This is a genomic window from Desulfovibrio biadhensis (assembly GCF_055388615.1).
Genome location: NZ_AP042477.1, coordinates 4,512,202 through 4,531,081, shown reverse-complemented (window position 1 = coordinate 4,531,081; position 18,880 = coordinate 4,512,202). Strand labels below are relative to the sequence as shown.

Below are 18,880 nucleotides of genomic sequence, written 5' to 3'. Positions count from 1 at the left end.
AGAAGAGTGTTTAAGAGTAAAATGAAAAGATTGTCTCGACAACGTATGCTTGTTCCTCTGTAGACATTTCACAGTAAATCGGCAAACGTATAAGGCGCTTGCTTATGTCATTTGTCACAGAAAGATTGCCATGAGCACGTCCGTATCGCATTCCACCAGGTGAACTGTGCAAGGGGATATAATGAAAAACACCTGATACGTTGTTCTTGTTCATGAATGCAAGTAATTTGTCACGTTCTTCAGGTGTGTTGGCTAGGATGTAATAGAGGTGTCCATTTGCTGTATCGCATTGCGGGAGAAGAATGTGGCCTCGCTCTACAAGGGGGTGCAACATGCTACAGTAATTATGGCATAATTTGATGCGCTTGGACGTGATGTACTCGACTTCTTCGAGTTGTGCGGCGAGAAAAGCAGCTATGATGTCAGAGGGGAGGAAGGAAGATCCAACATCAACCCATGTGTAGAAATCAACGTGATTACGTTCGAATTGTTTTCGGTTAGTTCCTTTTTGCCAAATTATCTCAGCGCGTTCTGCCAGTTCCGGGTCGTTGACCAATAAGGCCCCACCTTCCCCAGAAATGATGTTTTTTGTCTCATGGAAGCTCAAGGCTCCCAGGTGACCAATCGTTCCAAGGTATTTGTTTTTATGCTTTGAGAGCATACCTTGAGCAGCATCTTCAATTATTTTTAATCCATATTTAGAAGCGATGGCATGTAGGACGTCCATATCACACGGTGTTCCAGCGTAATGTACGGGAACAACAGCCTTTGTTTTATTTGTGGTAGCATCTTCCACAAGTTGTGGATTAATGTTGAAGTTTTCTTCCAAAATATCCACGAATACAGGGGTAGCGCCTCTTAAGACAAAAGCATTCGCTGTAGAGACAAAAGTAAAAGAAGGGAGGATTACTTCGTCTCCTGGCTCAATATTGCACAAAATTGAAGCCATTTCGAGCGCACCAGTGCAGGAATGTGTTAATAGCGCTTTGGGACAATCCAGATTATTTTCTAACCATGACTGGCAGTATTTTGTGTAATATCCGTCACCAGATGTATTGTTATAGAGCAAAACGGATCTGGCAATGTTTGTGAGTTCCTTACCTACCATCCATGGTTTGTTGAAAGGGATTTTCATCTTATGTTGATTTCTAGTTTGTCAGGTTTGAAGGTGGATGATTGTACAACAAAAAAAGTAAATATAATGTAGGTAAAATAGAAGTGAGTTGCGATTAATATTTACTAGTAGTTTGAAAAAATGAGAATTAAATATGTAATATAAAGATTGAGTTTCGTTTCTGTGCCATAGTACGTAAACTGGCAAATTGAAAATCATGTAACTGAACTGGAACTAGTATCATTTTAGTTTTTTTAATAAAAAACCATGAAAATCAATGATTTTAAATACGCCGGTTGTTGTTCTGTGTCAATGTGCTGCATGACGTCTGGGAGTTATCTACCCTTCTTGAATAATTAAAAAAACATTTTATTGGATGCACGTGTTACTTGATTCTTGTTTTTGAATACTTAGACAATGAAGTATCCAAAAGAATTCTTTTGACCTGCCCCCATAAAACTGGACCATGTATTTTGAGAGACTTCCCTGATAAACAGAGGTCAGGAGGCAGGCATGCGAAAGAGCCGTTTTTCAGAAGAACAGATCATCAGGATTCTGAAGGAAGCAGAGCTGGCTGAAAGCAACGGTGATGTTTGCCGAAGGCACGGGATCAGCGAGCAGACCTTTTATCGTTGGAAGTCGAAATACGGCGGCATGGAAGTCAGCGAAGCCAGGCGCCTCAAAAGCCTGGAAGAGGAAAACAATCGACTTCGAAAGGCTGTTGCTGATTTGACTTTGGACAAAATTATCCTGGAGGATTTGCTGTCAAAAAACTTCTGAAGCCTGCCGCGAAACGCAAGGCTGTGCGCTATGTCATGGATAGGTATGCGCTCAGCAAACGCAGGGCGTGCAGGCTAGTCGCCATCAGCCGCAGTTCTGACGCCTACGAGAAACGCCCGGATCGGAACGTGTTGCTGCGGCAGGTATTGCGTGAGTTGGCCATAAAATGGAAACGGTTCGGTTACCGGCGCCTCCACGCATTGCTCTGCAGGGAGCACGAGGCGATAAATCACAAACGTGTGTACCGGCTGTATCGAGAGGAAGGCTTGCAAGTACCACAACGGCGAAAGAAACGGATTCCTAAAAGGGACAAGAGACCCCTTGCTCCTGCGAAATACCGCAATCAACGCTGGAGTATGGATTTCGTAAGTGACTGTTTGGAGTCCGGGCGGCGTTTTCGGGTATTGAACATTGTCGATGACTTCAGCCGGGAATGGCCGGCCATCGAGGTAGACACATCTTTGCCAGGTGAACGCGTCGTTCGGGTCCTGGACAAGGTCGTCGAACACAGGGGCTTGCCAGAGTAACTAGTCATCGACAACGGTCCAGAATTCGTAAGCAAGAGCTTGGCGCGCTGGAGTGCTGAGCGCGGGGTAAGACTCAGGTTCATAGAACCGGGTAAACCGATGCAGAATGCTTTTGTGGAGAGTTTCAACGGCCGCTTCCGCGACGAATGCCTGAACGAGCATTGGTTTGTGAGGTTGAAGCAGGCTAAGAACGAAATCGAGGCGTGGCGGGTCAGGTACAACAGAAAGCGGCCACATAGCTCGTTGGACTACCTGACCCCGAGTGAGTTTGCACACCAAAGAGGGGAAGAACTCTCAGAATGATTGGCCCTAAGAAAGGGGGCACTTCACTTTCTTTATGATTTGTTCAGCGAGTATAATGAAAAAAGTGCTTTGAACAGCATCTGTTATTTGACTTATTCTTTATTCGGCATTGTCATTTTTCTTGGGTCAACAATGCTATTAAATTCTTCTTCTGATATTGTTTTTGTTTCCAGAACTGCTTCTCGCAAAGAAATATTTTTCTCCATTGCATAATGGGCAACTTCTGCTGCCTTATCATAGCCTATGACTGGAGAGAGTGCTGTTACAAGCATTAAGGAGTTTTGTACGTATTCTGCTATTCGTTTCTCGTCGGCTTGCAATCCTTCCACAAGGTATTTTCTGAAGTTTACCATTCCATCAGCAAGCAATCTGATTGATTGCATTACGTTATGGATCAGAAGTGGTTTATAAGCATTCATTTCCAGGGCGCCACCGCCCCCTGCCATTGTGACGGCGAGGTCATTTGCCATTACTTGCATGGTCAGCATTGTGAGAGCCTCGCACTGTGTTGGATTAACTTTTCCAGGCATGATGGAGGAACCTGGCTCGTTGGCGGGTAGTTTCAACTCTGCAAGACCTGCTCGAGGGCCGCATGATAGAAGACGTATGTCATTTGCAATTTTATGCAGCGCAACAGCCAATGTTTTCATGGTAGCCGACAATTGGACAAGATCATCATGTGATCCTTGGAGAGCAAATTTGTTTGTTGCAGGTACAAAAGGCAATTTTGTTATAGTCGCGATATGTTTAACTACGGCTTCGGCAAATCCTTGTGGTGCGTTAATACCTGTCCCTACAGCAGTGCCCCCGAGTGTGAGGCGGAATACGCCGTTTACGGCATGTTCCAAGCGTGAGATGCAATCTTTGATGAGGGCAGCGTAGCCTGAAAACTCTTGCCCCAGAGTGAGTGGCGTTGCATCTTGCATGTGTGTGCGCCCGATTTTTACAATGTCTTTCCAGGCAACCGCTTTTTCCTTTACTGCCAGATGCAGAGCGCTGGCTGCAGGAAGCAGGGTTGCTTGTATGCCAATAGCAGCGGCAATGTACATTGCAGACGGGAAGTTGTCGTTGGTAGATTGCGACATGTTGACGTCATCGTTTGGATGCACAGGACGCTTGGAGCCCAATGCTTCGCCTGCAATCTGGGAACAGCGGTTGGAGATCACTTCGTTGACGTTCATGTTGAATTGCGTACCGCTTCCGGTCATCCAGACATGCAGCGGGAACATGGCATCATGCTGGTGGTCTGTAATTTCATCACAGACATTACAGATAAGTTGTTGCTTAGCCTCGGATAAATGTCCCAATTCAAGATTGGCAAGTGCGCAGGCTTTTTTCAGAGTTGCATAGGCACGGATCATTTCTTTTGGGATGAGTTCCTGTCCGATGCTGAAGTAGGTGAGAGAGCGTTGTGTTTGCGCCCCCCAGAGCTTGTCGGCAGGTACTTTAACGTCCCCCATGCTGTCGTGCTCAATGCGAAACTGCGTCATGTGCCCTCCGGATCTTCAATTTGTGAGTCGCTCTCACATGGGTGCTGGATGCGCTGGCGCCAACGCCACAACAATGCAAGCGCCACAAGAAATGGTAGAATTCCCAAGCGCATTCCATAAGGAGCAAAAACAGGGTAGGATAGCATACCGAGAGCGCCCGTAGCTCCCCCCAGATAGATTATCACGCTGAGGAATTTTTTTTGTCGCTTTGTGCAATGCAAAGTAACGCCGGCAATTGCCGAAAGAAAAGGGGCGTAGAAAAAGACATCCCCTAAAGAAAGTCGCCACTCGGCGGGGCGTCCTTTCCCGCCTCCAAGCATATTCCACCCTTCTAATAAGGTGTTGGTGCGTGTTTCCAGCCATTCACCATATACAATGCCTGCTAGCGCAATGACAGCACAGAGTACCCCAGCAGCAATCTGCCTGGGGCAGGGGCGCAGTTCGGTTGATACTCCACTTTGAAAAGAGGCTTTGTGAGTACTCTTTCTCATACGAAATTCATGCCTGTGAACAGCATCCAGGTCAATATGGTATGCAATATTCAGTAGATTGGCGTTGCTGAAGAGAAATATAAGTTCTCGACTTTAGGTTGCAGTCTCAGTCCAGAATCTATTGTGCGATTTGAGGAGTGGAAGAATGAGAAATGCTTTTGTAGGATATGTTGGTTGAAAAGGCTTCTTCTTTTAAACATTGAAGAACTGTGATTTTTTGCACCTCACTTTGTAATCAAACGACAATCCCATACTTGTAGAGTATTTCCGTAAGCCCGCGTTTGATATCAGTAGATGTGCGTGAGATCATTGCCAAATCAATGATGACATAGAAAGCGATCTTGTGCGCAGCACTCTCCCAAACTTCATCGATCCTTTTTCGCAAGTGACGGGGGAGTTGTAGAAAATCGTACAATTTTTCAAGTGTTTCGTACTCAATCATCCGAAATTCGAACATGTCTGGATTGTATGTATCCGGCATGAAAATCTTGTTTTTTTGGATGCGTGTAAGGCCGAAATGATACAGGGCTTCTAGCATGTCCACGTCGATACGCTTTTTATGTACGGATTGGATCTTGATCTTTTCTTTTTTATCCAGGCATTTGCGGCGTAGAATATTGAAAAAGTAACTCTCCAGCATAAAAAGCAGGGTCGCCTCCAGGGCGTCCTGATCAAAAAAACGTATTAATTTCCCTGTTTGCTCAATGTCTTTGGCTTCATATATCTGCATGTTTTTTGTTGAAAAAATATTCACCGCCTCAATGAAGTCCTGTTGCATGGTCTTGTAGGCGATGGAAACCCCCAGGGCGGCCGCTAGCAGTTTGCCTTTGATGGTATCGAACTGGTCCAGCAGTTTTTGCTCTTCATTAGTGACGATGTCTTCCCAATCCACAGTGCGCATGGCCTGGTCAACTGCGGCTCGTTTGTATTCCGCGGCAGAAAGATCGAAGCACACCATGTCGATGATCGGAGCTGCCTCTTCATCCGGGATGTCATCCTCCAGGAAGAAGTCTCGATTTTCCAGCAGGAAGTTGCTGACAAGTTGGCGAATTCGTTTGTATTCAAATTCTACGACATCGGTCTGGATAAACGGCTTCAGCTTATCAGAACGCTTACGTTCAACGCCTTCTCGTTTCAATTCTTCCAAGATGAGGTCAAACTGAAAGTTGATACGAACCGTTTTTGGTGTTCGTGAGTAGTTGTATTTAGCCTTGCGCGTTACTTCCTCGTATGCAACTCCAAGCTTCTTTTTGACAAAATACTCTATTATCGCGCGCCAAAAGTTTGGAGAAAATTCGCTGGAATAATAAATTTCGTCGAACTTTCGCGTTCCAGATTCTCCATATATGCCAAGGATTATATCACGGAAGGCGCCAGACACATCAGCCTGTATTCTGACAACGGATTGCAATACACGCAGTAAAAGTATCTCTGAATTGTATGCAAAACCAAAGCGCTTTTCATAAAGTTCTGGTTCTTCCCGTTTATCAGTGCTCATCAAGCGATTTATATCAGTGACAAAACTCTGGATGATATTGTCTATATTTTTATATTTAGAATGCTTGAAAGCGCGTTGGCAAATCATATTGACCACGCCCACCTGTTGCATTGCCTTTTCAGGCAGGTCAGTAAGCTGGTGTGCATTGATGCGCAAAAATTCTAAAAGAAGCTCACGATGTAAGAATTCGTCGCTGATATTACCTTCTCGCAAATCCTGAAGTTTGCGAAAGTAAGTATCAAAGCGTTCTTGCGCGCTTTCTTTAGCTATTTGCTCTGGGGAGGTGGTTGTTGCTGTTGCCAGACCTTCTGGCATGGCTAGCTCCTTACCGTAAGTGGGCATCAAAATGAAGCCTGAAGCAGAGAGGGAGGTACTGCTTCATGCACTTTAAAACATAACTATTTTGAACATGTAATAATTGTATAAATACATGCATAACCCGAAAAAGGGAAGGGGAATGTGCGCGGCTAGTGTCAGTCTGGAAAGGATGGTGCAGTTAGCGACGCAGACGCGAGGGGTCTATATGTTCGAGCTTTGTACTCAGTTCTGAAGTGAATTTGCGCATTGAAGGCATGGTAAAGAAATTTGGCCCACGGAAATAATCATGATGGTTAGTTACAAGTACGACGAAATGATCCAGGGTTTCCTGAGGGGAAAAATCTGTATTTATTTCACGGAGTAATTGGAAGACTTCTTTTTTAAATGGGATAAAGCCGTCAGGTGCGGTTTTTTTCTGTTGTGCAGTGGCAACCTTGCGTAAGCAATTGCCAAGTTTTTGCGCTTTTGGATTGGCTGAGCGACAGGTTTGAACGCACATGGCCCGTATGAATTGCTGTAGGGCGGGGTCGAAAAAGGCAAACTCCCATTGGAAAAAACCTTTCATGCGTATCGCTTCCAGCAGCAGTGGCAGTCCTTCCTTTGCCTGCTTGCGGGCTAAACGGAGCAACAATGTCTCCAGTAATTGTCCTCGTTGCAACAGGCTGGGGTCGGCATCTGCTGCTGCGGAAAATCGTTTAATACTTTGGCGCAACCAGGCCAGATGGTCTATGGCGGCAAATAGTTTGGGGTTATGGTAGAACATCGGGTTTTGCGGCAGTTCAGGATCTTGCCAGATACCCCGGCACAGGGTGCACACCGCGTCCAGCTCCTCTCCAGCCTCAGCCTGCGCCACGGCCATATTGAAGAAGACAGCTGAAATGTTGGGCGGCGTGCGCTCCAGCAGACGACGGTATATTCCTATGGCGCGTTGTGGCCCTTTTTTGCGGCGCACCAACTGCCCCATATAGATGATTTCGTTACAGGCTGCGGTGAAGAATTCCTTTTGATTTGCAGCCTTGTGAAAATATTTTTCCGCGCCCTCAAAGTTGCCCTGGTCCATGGCGGTCTGCCCAAGGAATATGAGCTGTCGGCCGGACATGTCGTCGGTGTTTTTGCCTCCCATCAACATCATGGAATCCCGCGCCATACTTTTGAATCTGGCAACGGCAGGGTGGTTTTCCCCCAGCAATTCATCGAGCTCAAGCTTGAGAATGTCTCCGGCAATGGCAACGACGGCATTGACGTTCTTATCGTTCTCGCCAGGCGAATCAGAACGTTTTACTTCCTCGGCCTTTAATAATGCCCGTCCATAATTATCCACGGCGTCTTCAAGAAGTTTCTGTACATTTGGGCTGTCGGCAGGCTCTCCAGCCCGTATCAATTCCTTTGCCTGCAGCACCCTGACATTGCCAATCTCCTTATTGGGCTCGGGCAATTTTTCGGCAACTTCTTCTGCCTGGTGAAAACGCTTAAGCGCATTGGGGTATTTCTTCATCCGCACATAAACCCGCCCGCTTTCCATGTAGGCGCGCGGGTCCGCTGGGTACAGCTCGATGGCCTGTTTCAAGGCCGTGACCGCTTCTTCAAAATTGCCGGTGCGCTTCAGATCTTCGGCCTTGCGCATCATCTCTTCAGCTTCGGCCTTTTTCTCGGAAAGTTTTCTTTCCTCCCACTTTTCCTTCGCCACTTCGAGAGCCGTATCCATTTGTGGAAGGAAGTCGTCAAGATACTCTTTGAGTTCGATGAAGCGCTCTTTTAGCTGCTGCTGGTAAAGGGCTTTTTTGCGTTGTGGCGTCAGCCCTTTGAGGGGGTCTTGCTTGGAAAGGATGAAAACGCCCGATACACCAAATTCCACTAGAGAAAGTACAATGCGTTCACGTTTGTGAACAAATTCGATGTCTTCAAAAATGGGAACACACATCGAGAGTGTTTTCATCACGTCTCGATTGGCTTTATCCAGAATGAGACGGACGTCGCTGAAAAAATCTGAAAACTCTTTGGCCCCGCTCCCTCCGCCATCCATAGGGGGGCCAACAAGAAACAAGGCATCCCTGGCCTGCAACAAAAAGCGGCCAAGCTGCTGCACGCTTTGCGCATACGCCTGAACAGGAGGGTGCTCGGTAATTTTTGTGAAGCCCAATGCCGTAAGTGTCACCTTGACCTGTTCCCGCAGCACATTACCCGAAATCAATAGGTGTATGGGCTTCTCGAGAAAGGGAGCAAGGGGATTTTCGGAAGAGGGTGTCTGATTCCAGTTTTTATCCATCAGAAGCATTAGGACTCGAATAAAGATTGGCAAAAATTGGGTAAACGGGATTCAGATACTTTGCTTTGCCCTGGCTCGTCAATGCGCTGCAAAACGTGCGAAAGCGCTTAAGCATTTTCTGTAGATTCCAGCCCTGATTCTGTGCATCGGGCAAGATAAACTCTGATTGCGCAATAATGAACGCTTTGCGCGATATGTGCAAGACGTGTCTGGCAAAATTGAGAGTTATCATGTTGAAATATTATATTAAAAATAAATTGCGCAAGTGGTGGAAAATCCCCTCCATGGAATGTTTCTTGCTTTTTTGCAGATATGAAAATCAATTTTTGGCGATTGCGCAAAAGGTATTCAAGTCCTGAAGCTCCAGTTTTCTTCCGCATTCTCGTTCCAGTTTACAAGGCTGACAGGACACAACTCTGGAGGGGATTTCATGGCTTCCATCAAGACGCTTCTAGTTGATGATGAACTTGAGTTTCTTGAACTCCTGCGAAAAAGACTGGCCAAACGAAACGTCGAGGTCGTAGCCGTGGATTCTGGGGAAGAGGGGATCCGCGCTATTTCGGAGGATAATTTCGATGTTGTTATTTTGGATGTGAAAATGCCGGGCATGAACGGAATCGAGGCCCTACGAAAGATTAAGCAGATTGCACCAGATATTGAAGTCATCATCTTGAGCGGCCACGCTGACATGGAATATGTGGATCAGGGGCTGGAATTAGGCGCCTATGATTATCTCGTCAAACCAGTTGCTTTCAACGATTTGCTTTCAAAGATCAGTGACGCCGGCAGCAAGCGGCGCGGAACGGTGTAGCACCGGGAGGCGCTATCATGTCACTGCCCGTATGGATGCAACAACTGTTTCAGCGTTTGTCGCCTTCAATATCTGTGGATGACAGTGAAGCACTGGCCGACTTACGCCGCAGGCATCAGACTCGCTGTGTCGCCTTCAAACTGTTGATTGCTGCAAACAATCAGGCACTGGAGCTGATGGCTGACATGGAAGAGGCCCTTGAGGGGCTGCGTCCGTTTGGCATGCATTATGTCCGCAGCCAGTGCGCTCGTGTGCTGGCAAGCGTACACAGAATAATCGTGCAGCTGGAAGCCCTTTCCGGCAAGAACCAGCCTGTGTTGCACGAGCGGTTTGAGTCCATAAAGGCGAGTATGCGGCAAGAGCTGGAACCACCATGTGTAGCCACTTCAGGCCCCCTGCTTTTGGAAATGCGCAATGCTGGTTTGTGCAATGTGGATGTCGTAGGACCTAAGGTCGCATGCCTGGCAGAAGCGGCAAATACCCTTGATCTACTTATTCCTGAAGGATTCGTGGCCACATCGGACGCGTATCGCGCCCTGTTGGAAGTTGATGGGCTGCAATCCTTTATCGACAAGAAAATTCAGACTGCCGCAGCGGATAGCACTGATGCCCTGTTCACATTGAGCTCTGTCATACAGCAGGCCATAACCATGGCACATCTTCCTGAACAGCTTGCCACCGAACTCGACCAGGCCGCCATTGCGTTGGAGCGTGAGTCTGGTCCAGCCCTTCGCCTGGCAGTGCGCAGCAGCGCCCTTGGTGAGGATACGCTGGGGGCTTCCTTTGCGGGGCAATACCATTCTGAGCTGAATGTCCCCAGAGAGGAGCTTGCTGCAACCTACAAAGAGATAGTCGCAAGTAAATACGGTGTGACGGCAATGAGCTATCGCCTGTCGCGAGGAATCAGAGATGAGGACGTGGCCATGTGCGTTGCCTTCATGCGCATGATCAACGCCGTGGCAGGTGGTGTGGTGTATACCCGCAATCCTTTGGGCGTGCGACACGACTGTTTGATGGTGAACGCGACCTTAGGATTGCCCAAGGCCGTTGTTGACGGCAAGGGGCAATCAGATCTTTTCCTTATCAGCCGCGAAAATTTGAATGTTGTGCGCCGTACTGTGGCTGTAAAAACCAAAAAGTACGTTTGTGATCCTGTGGAAGGGCTTCTGAGTGTAGATACCACACCGCAGGAATCATTGTTTCCTGCACTGAATGACATGGAACTGGTCAATCTGTCTCAGATCTGTTTGCAGCTAGAAGAGCTTTTTGGCCAGCCACAAGATGTTGAATTTGCATTGGATGAGGAACGCAGAATTTACATTTTGCAATGCCGCCCCTTGCAGGTAGAGGACGCTTTAGCTGATCCCGTAGTGGAATTGCCCCAGAACGTCACGCCTTTGCTTAAGGGAGGCGTTACGGCCTGCCATGGCGCTGCTGCAGGAGAAATCTACGTGCTGCGTAAGGATATCGACGTGGTGCGTTGCCCGGATGGCGCGGTGGCGGTTACCGAACAGGCCTCACCGCGCTGGGCGCCCCTTTTACATAGGGTTGCGGCGATGGTTGCCTGCCAGGGCAGCATCGCCGGTCATTTGGCAAACGTAGCCAGAGAGTTCGGCGTTCCAGCCCTGTTTGGTCTTGAAGATTGCGTGGAAAGCCTTGAAGGGGAAGGGCTTGTGACTGTAGACGCTGACGGATGCGCTGTTTACTCAGGAGAAATTCCCGTCATTCTCTCGCGCACCCAGGAGAAAAAACGCTTGATGTTAGGCACTCCTGTGCATGGAGTGCTTGAACGCGTGCTTCAGTTTGTGACGCCGTTGCATTTGCTGGAGCCGGAATCTGCAGCGTTTGTCCCCCATAATTGCAAGTCCTTGCATGACATCACACGTTATTGCCACGAAATGTCAGTGCGGTTGATGTTTGCTGCCGAAGCCGGCCAACCAGGCCTGCAGAGTTTGAGTAAACAGCTTTTTCATAAGGTCCCCATGCAATATTGGGTCATCGATCTCGGAGGGGGCATCATCAGCACGGACAGAAGCAACCGTTTCATACTTATGGAAGACATCATCTCCCCGCCGATGTTGGCGCTTTGGCACGGCATGACCGCAGTAAGCTGCGAAGCCCCTGTGCCTGTAAATGTCAAGGGTTTCATGTCCGTGCTCATGGAAGCCACCACCAATCCCGAGCTTGAGACGTCGGTACAGAGCGGCTTCAGCATGCGCAACTATTTCATGATTTCCGACGAATTCTGCAGCCTGCAATCCCGCTTTGGTTTTCATTTTTGCACGGTCGAAGCGCTTGTGGGGAATAATAGCGATGAAAATTACGCAAGTTTCCAGTTCAAGGGGGGCGCTGCAGACATGGAACGTCGCATTTTACGGGCTCGGATGGTGGCTGACCTGTTAGAGGAATTCGGATTTCGTTGTGAAACAAAGCAGGATGCTCTTTTCGCCCGTATCGAAGGTCTGTCCAAAGAGGACATGGAGCGCAGGCTTAAGGTCCTAGGATACCTGATTATCCACACCAGGCAACTGGATATGGTCATGACGGACAGGGACGCCGTCACGACACGCAGGTCAGCCATGCTGCGAGAAATCAAAACCATGCTGGCTATGTAAGCGTGGTCGGGAGCAAGAATGCACCCCAAAGAATATAGAGTACTACGTTGGAAAATTCTGGCAACCATACTTGTATTTTCCATGATTCCTTTAATGGGGTTGGGCTATGTGCTTTTTTGGGAATTTAACGATGCCTATGAAGAAAAGGCTGTCGCAAATCTGAAGACCATAGTGGACAATAAACAAAGGGCCATAGACCTTTTTCTCAAGGAAAAAGTCTCTTTTTTGCGGACAATCGCCTATGACAATACGTTTGAAGAACTCAATGCTCCGGATGCACTACGTAGGCTTTTCGAAAATATAGAGGGAAGCTCCAGAGATTTTGTGGATATCGGCGTTATCGATAATGAAGGGCGCCATGTCGCTTATGTAGGCCCCTACAGTATTTCAGACGCCAACTATAAAGATGAACAATGGTTTTTTGAGGTCATGTTTCGTGGAGTCTACATCAGTGACGTTTTCATGGGCTTTCGCAACTACCCGCACTTTATCATTGCCGTGATGTGCAGGGAAAAGGATCGCTCATGGATTCTGCGCGCCACAGTCGATCTGGAAGTCTTCAAGTCCCTGGTGCAGACGGTGCAGACCGGAAAACGTGGGGACGCTTATCTGCTGAACAAGGCGGGGGAACTGCAAACGCCTTCGCGGTTCAATCTGCCTGTGTTGGCAAAGTGCGACAAGGTCGTCATGCCCCCCCCATTCCATGGTGTTGCGGTGGACAGGGTGGAAGTGGACGGAGAAGCACGCTTACAGGGGTTGAGCTGGTTGACCATGGTTAACTGGTTGCTTGTCATAAGCGAAGATTCTCGAGAAGAAATGGGCCCCCTGATTCAGGCTGAGCTGAATGCCTTTCTTGTTTTTCTCGGGGGTACAATCATGATTTGCATCGGCTCCATCTTTGTGACCCATAAAATGGTGCAAAAGATCATCGATGCCGACAGGGAAGCAGCACTCCTGAACGCTTCACTACTGCAATCCAACAAGATGGCTGCTCTAGGCAAGCTGGCTGCAGGTGTGGCTCACGAAGTCAATAATCCGTTGACGCTCATTCGGGAGAGCGCCGGATGGATTCGCGATCTTCTCTCCGAAGAAGATGGGGGTAATATGCAAAATTACGGAGAGATATGCGATGTTGTGGACAAAATTGACCGTCATGTGGAACGGGCCAAGGAAGTAACCCATCGCATGCTTGGCTTTGGCAGGCGCATGGACCCCGTGCAGGAAAATGTGAGTTGTAACGATGTGCTCAAGGAAACCTTGAATTTTCTGGAGAGTGAAGCTGTCTACCGCAACATTGAGATGGTTGCACAGCTGGACCCTGATCTCCCGCTTATTACGAATGACTCCAAGCAGATGCAGCAGGTTTTTTTGAACGTTATCGACAACGCTCTGGACGCAATAGGCAAAGATGGAATCATTACTCTGCGCACGGGCGTTTTTCCGGAACGCAAAGAAGTCTTTGTTTCCATCAACGATACCGGTGGTGGAATCCCGCAGGAACAATTGGAAAAAATTTTCGACCCCTTTTACACGACCAAAAAGGTAGGCGAAGGGACAGGACTCGGTCTTTCCATTGTTTACAGCATTCTGGAGAAGCTACACGGTAAAATTATAGCTGAAAGCGAAGTGGGCAAGGGATCAACATTCACCATCACCTTCCCGATTTCCTGATTACAAAAGGGACTGCACGGGGAGTCATTTGCAAAGAGGCTACGATGCACGAAAGCAAGATGGCGGAGCGTAAGCCGGATATCCTGGTTGTGGATGACGAAGTCGATTTCCTTGATTTGTTTGTAAAGCGTTTTCAAAAACGCGGGCTTTCCGTTTCCAGCGCAGACAGCGGATTCGCCGCTTTGCAGTTTATGGGCGAAAATCCGGTGGATGTGGTGATTCTGGATGTGAAGATGCCACGCATGGACGGCATTGAAACGCTTAAGGAAATCAAGAAACGATATCCGTTGGTGGAGGTAATCATGCTTACAGGGCACGGATCCGTTGAAAGTGGTCTGCAGGGCATGAGTTATGGCGCCTATGATTACGTGATGAAGCCGTTCGTGCTGGATGACCTGGTTTACAAGATTAACAAGGCCTATGAGCGCAGAGTGTTGCAGCTCCGCGAGGAAAAGAAGTGATGGCAGAGGCAGTACACAAGGCCAGGGGCAGCGTCATCATGCTGTCACCCTTGGCGGTCTTGCACGTCACCACTTGGCGGGGGGTGCTCGTGCATCTGGTCATTGCGCCTTTCGCTGTGTTGGCCTTGGTGTTTCTGTCCAGAACTCAGAGCCTCACTATGGGCTTATGGATTGGCATTGCAGCCGCCCTGACTGTGGCGGGCTCGGCTGTGTTGCTATTATATTCTGCATCCAGAGCCTGTCACCGCTCGGAAGAACTGGATGATTTGCTTTTCCAATCACGCAAGATGGCTGCTGTTGGGGAGATGTCAGCAGGCATTGCTCATGAGATAAATACGCCCTTGAACATTATAAGCCAGGAGTTGGAGTGGCTGCAGCATCTACTGCAGGCACCCGAATATGCAGGTGTTGCAACGAACAACGATTTTTCCGATTCCCTCCAACAAATTGGTAAACAGGTACGGCGTTGCAGCGAGATTACGCATGGCATGCTGCATTTTGCACGCGCCATGCACACCGTACAGCAAAGCACCGATGTTTCTCGCCTGATGGATGACATGGTGGGATGGGTGGAGCGCGAAGGTAAGGACGCTGGCATTACATTCGTTCGTCATTATGAAAAGGATTTACCAGAAGTCATGACAGACGCGCCCATGCTGCGGCATGTGGTGCTGAACCTGCTGAATAATGCCGTACAGGCGCTGGAAATGCAGGGGAAAGGAGGCGTGATAAGCGCTTCTACACATCGAGACGACTCTTCCCAGGTCATTTTGCGCGTTGAAGACAACGGGCCGGGTATTCACGAGGATCACTTGGCTTCCATCTTCAACCCTTTCTTTACCACCAAGCCGCCGGGCAAAGGCACAGGATTGGGGTTGGCCATCAGCCTGGCGATTGTCTCCCGGCTTGGCGGCTCCATAAGTGTGAAAAGCGAACCAGGGCATGGCGCTTGTTTTGACGTGCGCCTGCCCCTCAGACATACGCCGCCGGAAAGGCAACGCCCCGGTGCCGCAACTGCAGCTAAAGGGAGGCGCGGTAATGGAGACGAAACGCCGCATACTGGTCGTGGATGATGAGGATATTTTTCGCGACAACCTTGTCCGTATGTTGTGCATGAAGGGATACCAGGCGGAAGGTGCCAGTGGAGGGCATGAAGCCCTTGATGTCCTCGGCGCAAGGGAATTCGACGTGGTTCTTTTGGACTTGAAGATGCCTGATATGGATGGCGAGGAGGTTCTGCGCCGTATGCGTGAGGAAGATATCATAACAGAAGTAGTGGTGCTCACTGGCCATGCTTCTTTGAGTTCCGCCGTGACACTCATTCAGGAAGGGGCATTCGATTACCAGCTTAAACCCTATGAACAGCAAGGACTTTTGCGAACGATTGAACTTGCTTTGGAAAATCGCAGATTACGCAAAGACAAACCTTCAGCTGGGAAATCAGTTGAAAAGGAGCGCAAAGGACTTTTCAAGCTGTTTTCATAAACTGAACCTGGACATGCAGTGAGGGGAAGATAATGGCACAAGGCAATGAACATATAAGCGTTCTGGTGGTGGATGATGACGAACGTTTTCGGCGTAATGCCGTGCGGTTGCTTGGGGCAAAAGGGTTTGCCGCCCATGGTGTGGAGAGTGGGAATGCGTGTCTGGAAGTGTTGGAGTGCAGAGATTTCAATGTGGTTGTACTTGATCAGAAAATGCCAGGGATGAGCGGTCTTGAGACCTTGCGTGCAATACGAGAGCAGGGGGGGAGCACGGAGGTGGTTTTTTTGACTGGACACGCCTCCGTTGATGATGCTGTGGACGGCATGTATTTGGGTGCGGCAGACTATCTGCTTAAGCCAGTAGATACGGAACAACTTGCCGACAAGATTCGCGCCGTCTGGGAGAGGAAACAGGAAAAATGCAAAGAACAAAATATTTACGAGGAAAAATCGTAACACCCCTCTCTAAAGCAGCGAGCAGCTCGTTCAACACTGTTTTCACTGTTCATGAGCATATCCATTTGTCGTGTGAAAAGCAGCAGCCGGCCGAGAGCTTCCAGCCGCTGGAGTGATTCGCCGGCTTCATATTTTTGAAATCTTGCGGTGACGCGGTCGCCTATGGCTTCCACATTGAATCCCAGTTCTTCAAGAATCAGGCCGATTGCCCGGACCCGGCGATTACGGCGAACATCGTCCGCTGCGCCCCCCTTAAATTCAAAATTGACATAGTTTTTGTTTACGGTTTTACCGCAGTACGCGTCCACAATGCCGTAATGATACCCCACTCGAGAGCTGAAATTGAGGTATCTGTCAGATACAAGGGCGTAACTTCGATCGCCGAACCGCTCCCCCCCCTGGTTCGGAGGAGCAAGCATTTGTTGCGCCATTACAGAAAGAAACCCACCCAGATGTACTGGACGTGGTTCCTTGGCTCGCAGGTTTTCGTCCAACATGCCTGCTAGCAACGCCTTGAAGGGGGCGGAAAGCACATTCTCAAGACGAACACGTCCTTTGGTGGCCTCGGAAGTCAGCCCGTCACCCAGGTCTATGACGTAAAGGTCAAAGGGGATGGGGGCTTCGAGCTTTTGGGTGATACCGCTGTGGCGAGACGTCACATCGTTGATGGAGAACATTTCCGTATAGGAGTGCTCATGGGCCAGGCGCATTACATCGTGCAATGTTTTGCAATTTTCCACCGTAAAGCTGGATGATTTTGGATTTGTCAATGTCAGGGGCACGATGAGGGATGCAAGTTCCTGTAATTGGGTAAAGATCGGGGTTCCTTTCATGACACCGGCTTGTGCGCTTTGCTGCGTGAGGAGTTCTGACACCTCTCCTGCGTAAATGCGCCGCCCCCAGGCATCGACGGTGACGATTTGTCCCTGTTGGAGGGTTTGCATGGCTTCCCTGGCATTAAAGAGAGCAGGAACACGGAATTCCCTAGCAAGAGACGCCATATGGCCGGTTACACTGCCTGAATCAGTGATGATTGCTGCTGCGTGCTGCAACACGACTACATAACGGGGGGATGAGTGTTTGGCTACGAGAACAGCGCCTTTTGGAAACGTATCCAGATCGTCATCACTTTCCACTAAATGGACAGGGCCGCAGCCAGCTCCTGGGCAGGCGGTATCACCACCCTGCAGCAGTATTTTCTGATCCTTTATAGCCGGTGCGGGCGCGGATTGCGCGGCAAGCAGTTCGGTTCCTAGAGGACGGGTTTGCAATAATAAAAGCTGCCCTTCTTGGTCCATGGCCCATTCGGTATCCTGCGGTGTTCCATAGTGTTTTTCCAGCAGCAGTGACCAGCGAGCAAGCTGTATAGCTTGCGCTTCGCTCAGGCATGGACTTTTCTGTAGTGATTCAGGCACAGGGTGTTCTTTCACACCACCGCCTTTTTCCAAACGTAGTTGCACTCGTTTGGTGGATACTGTTTTGGAGAGCAGGCGTTGTTCTCCGCCACGTGAAATGCGGTATGCATCCGGAGGCACGACTCCGTCCACTGCATAGGGCCCCAGCCCCCATACTGCGTTGATCAAAACATTCTCGTCCGCCGCATCAAAGGGGTGGCGCGAGTACATGACGCCACTGGCCACGGAATCCACCATTTCAAGGCAGGCAACGCCCATGGCTGCATCTTCAAGAGGAATGCCTTTGAAAAGTCGGTAGGAAATGGCGCGGGCCGTGAACAGACTTGCCACGATCAAGCGATAGCTCTCCATCAATCGAGAATACGGGACCCCCAGAATACTCAGGTATTGTCCGGCAAAGGAAAGTTCACTGTCTTCACCAACCGCGCTACTGCGGAGGGCAGTAGTTGGTGGAGGAGCCCCCTCGCGTGGCTGGCTGGCGCTAAAAGCTTGATGCCATGCGTCCTCAAGTGCTGTGGTCACACTCTTCGGTATCCTGGCGGAAAGAATCAAAGCCTGGATTTCTTCGCTACAACGCGCCAACGCTTTTGTGTCCTCTGGAGTAATGTCTATGGCGATGGAGCGTATGCTCTCCAGCCGACCTTCCGCTTCCAACATAGCAGCAAAGGCGGAAGTCGTGATTGCGAATCCTTTTGGAATGGGCAGCCCAAGGCGTCCGGCCATTTCTCCCAGGTTGGCGTTCTTGCCTCCTGCAATGTCCACGGACTCTTTACCCAATTCAGCATGCCGCATGATGAACGGTGCGTTTTTGGTTACGAAACCACGAGCCGCAATTGCATTGATGCGGGTGCGCAATGTTTGCAGTCTTTCGTCCAGGGGGTGGAAGCGCCCTCCTGATATGGCATTCAGGCTTTTGACGATGCGGGTAGCGTGGAAAAGTGCACGGGCTGCTTGAGATCGCAAAAACGCTGCGCCAAAGATTCTGTCACCAATAAGTGCAATCTGTAGTTCGGCAATGATTTGCAGCAGCTCAGAATTTGATTCGAGCAGGTTTCGGAAATGGCTGTACTTATCTCGGAAAGCCTGAACAATATCCTGATCGGAAGAATGCTTCCTGGATTTTGTTGAGCCAGCCGGCTTGTTGCGTGAAGTGAAGAGAGAGCGCAAGACCGCGAGCATA

Annotated in this window: 13 protein-coding genes and 1 pseudogene; 8 read left to right on the top strand and 6 right to left on the bottom strand. The window is 49.1% G+C overall.

Annotated features, from left to right (window positions below; translation table 11 throughout):
* Positions 1-10 precede the first annotated feature (10 nt).
* Entirely contained in the window at positions 11-1,135 is a 1,125-nt protein-coding gene (gene rffA, locus ACZ5EH_RS19630; RefSeq protein WP_464275568.1) for a dTDP-4-amino-4,6-dideoxygalactose transaminase, read from the bottom strand.
* 492 nt (positions 1,136-1,627) lie between these two features.
* Between rffA and ACZ5EH_RS19625 the strand changes: the two are divergent.
* Positions 1,628-2,724, top strand: a pseudogene (locus ACZ5EH_RS19625) (IS3 family transposase).
* 92 nt (positions 2,725-2,816) lie between these two features.
* Here ACZ5EH_RS19625 and ACZ5EH_RS19620 read toward each other — a convergent pair.
* From ACZ5EH_RS19620 to ACZ5EH_RS19605, 4 genes are all read right to left on the bottom strand, one after another.
* On the bottom strand, positions 2,817-4,214 hold the full coding sequence (locus ACZ5EH_RS19620) for a class II fumarate hydratase (protein ID WP_464275567.1): 1,398 nt from the start codon (positions 4,212-4,214) through the stop codon (positions 2,817-2,819).
* 726 nt (positions 4,215-4,940) lie between these two features.
* Positions 4,941-6,518, bottom strand: a complete 1,578-nt coding sequence (locus tag ACZ5EH_RS19615; RefSeq protein WP_464275566.1) for a hypothetical protein — start codon at positions 6,516-6,518, stop codon at positions 4,941-4,943.
* A 181-nt stretch (positions 6,519-6,699) separates the two neighbouring features.
* A complete protein-coding gene (locus ACZ5EH_RS19610; RefSeq protein ID WP_464275565.1) occupies positions 6,700-8,796 on the bottom strand; it encodes a tetratricopeptide repeat protein in 2,097 nt (698 codons plus the stop codon).
* A 98-nt stretch (positions 8,797-8,894) separates the two neighbouring features.
* The gene (locus ACZ5EH_RS19605) at positions 8,895-9,167 is read right to left on the bottom strand and encodes a hypothetical protein (RefSeq protein WP_464275564.1); all 273 of its coding nucleotides are present in this window, start codon (positions 9,165-9,167) and stop codon (positions 8,895-8,897) included.
* Between the two features lie 50 nt (positions 9,168-9,217).
* On the opposite strand from ACZ5EH_RS19605, the gene ACZ5EH_RS19600 reads away from it, so the two are divergent.
* Genes ACZ5EH_RS19600 through ACZ5EH_RS19570 form a run of 7 tightly spaced genes read left to right on the top strand, consistent with a single transcriptional unit; the run spans position 9,218 to position 16,285 of the window.
* Positions 9,218-9,598: a response regulator gene (locus ACZ5EH_RS19600; RefSeq protein ID WP_464275563.1), complete on the top strand. Its 381-nt coding sequence runs from the start codon at positions 9,218-9,220 to the stop codon at positions 9,596-9,598.
* A 17-nt stretch (positions 9,599-9,615) separates the two neighbouring features.
* The gene (locus ACZ5EH_RS19595) at positions 9,616-12,213 is read left to right on the top strand and encodes a PEP/pyruvate-binding domain-containing protein (RefSeq protein ID WP_464275562.1); all 2,598 of its coding nucleotides are present in this window, start codon (positions 9,616-9,618) and stop codon (positions 12,211-12,213) included.
* Between the two features lie 18 nt (positions 12,214-12,231).
* Positions 12,232-13,884: a sensor histidine kinase gene (locus ACZ5EH_RS19590; protein ID WP_464275561.1), complete on the top strand. Its 1,653-nt coding sequence runs from the start codon at positions 12,232-12,234 to the stop codon at positions 13,882-13,884.
* A gap of 44 nt (positions 13,885-13,928) precedes the next feature.
* Positions 13,929-14,345 (top strand): response regulator, encoded by a 417-nt coding sequence (locus ACZ5EH_RS19585; RefSeq protein ID WP_464275560.1) that lies wholly within the window; start codon positions 13,929-13,931, stop codon positions 14,343-14,345.
* Positions 14,345-15,418, top strand: coding sequence for a sensor histidine kinase (locus tag ACZ5EH_RS19580; RefSeq protein ID WP_464275559.1), 1,074 nt, complete (start codon positions 14,345-14,347; stop codon positions 15,416-15,418). Before ACZ5EH_RS19585 ends, ACZ5EH_RS19580 begins: the two co-directional genes overlap by 1 nt.
* The gene (locus ACZ5EH_RS19575; protein ID WP_464275558.1) at positions 15,384-15,830 is read left to right on the top strand and encodes a response regulator; all 447 of its coding nucleotides are present in this window, start codon (positions 15,384-15,386) and stop codon (positions 15,828-15,830) included. Before ACZ5EH_RS19580 ends, ACZ5EH_RS19575 begins: the two co-directional genes overlap by 35 nt.
* A gap of 32 nt (positions 15,831-15,862) precedes the next feature.
* Positions 15,863-16,285, top strand: coding sequence for a response regulator (locus ACZ5EH_RS19570; RefSeq protein ID WP_464275557.1), 423 nt, complete (start codon positions 15,863-15,865; stop codon positions 16,283-16,285).
* On the opposite strand, the gene ACZ5EH_RS19565 is transcribed toward ACZ5EH_RS19570, so the two are convergent.
* The gene (locus tag ACZ5EH_RS19565; protein WP_464275556.1) at positions 16,267-18,879 is read right to left on the bottom strand and encodes a PEP/pyruvate-binding domain-containing protein; all 2,613 of its coding nucleotides are present in this window, start codon (positions 18,877-18,879) and stop codon (positions 16,267-16,269) included. The genes ACZ5EH_RS19570 and ACZ5EH_RS19565 overlap by 19 nt on opposite strands.
* Between the last annotated feature and the right edge of the window lies 1 nt (position 18,880).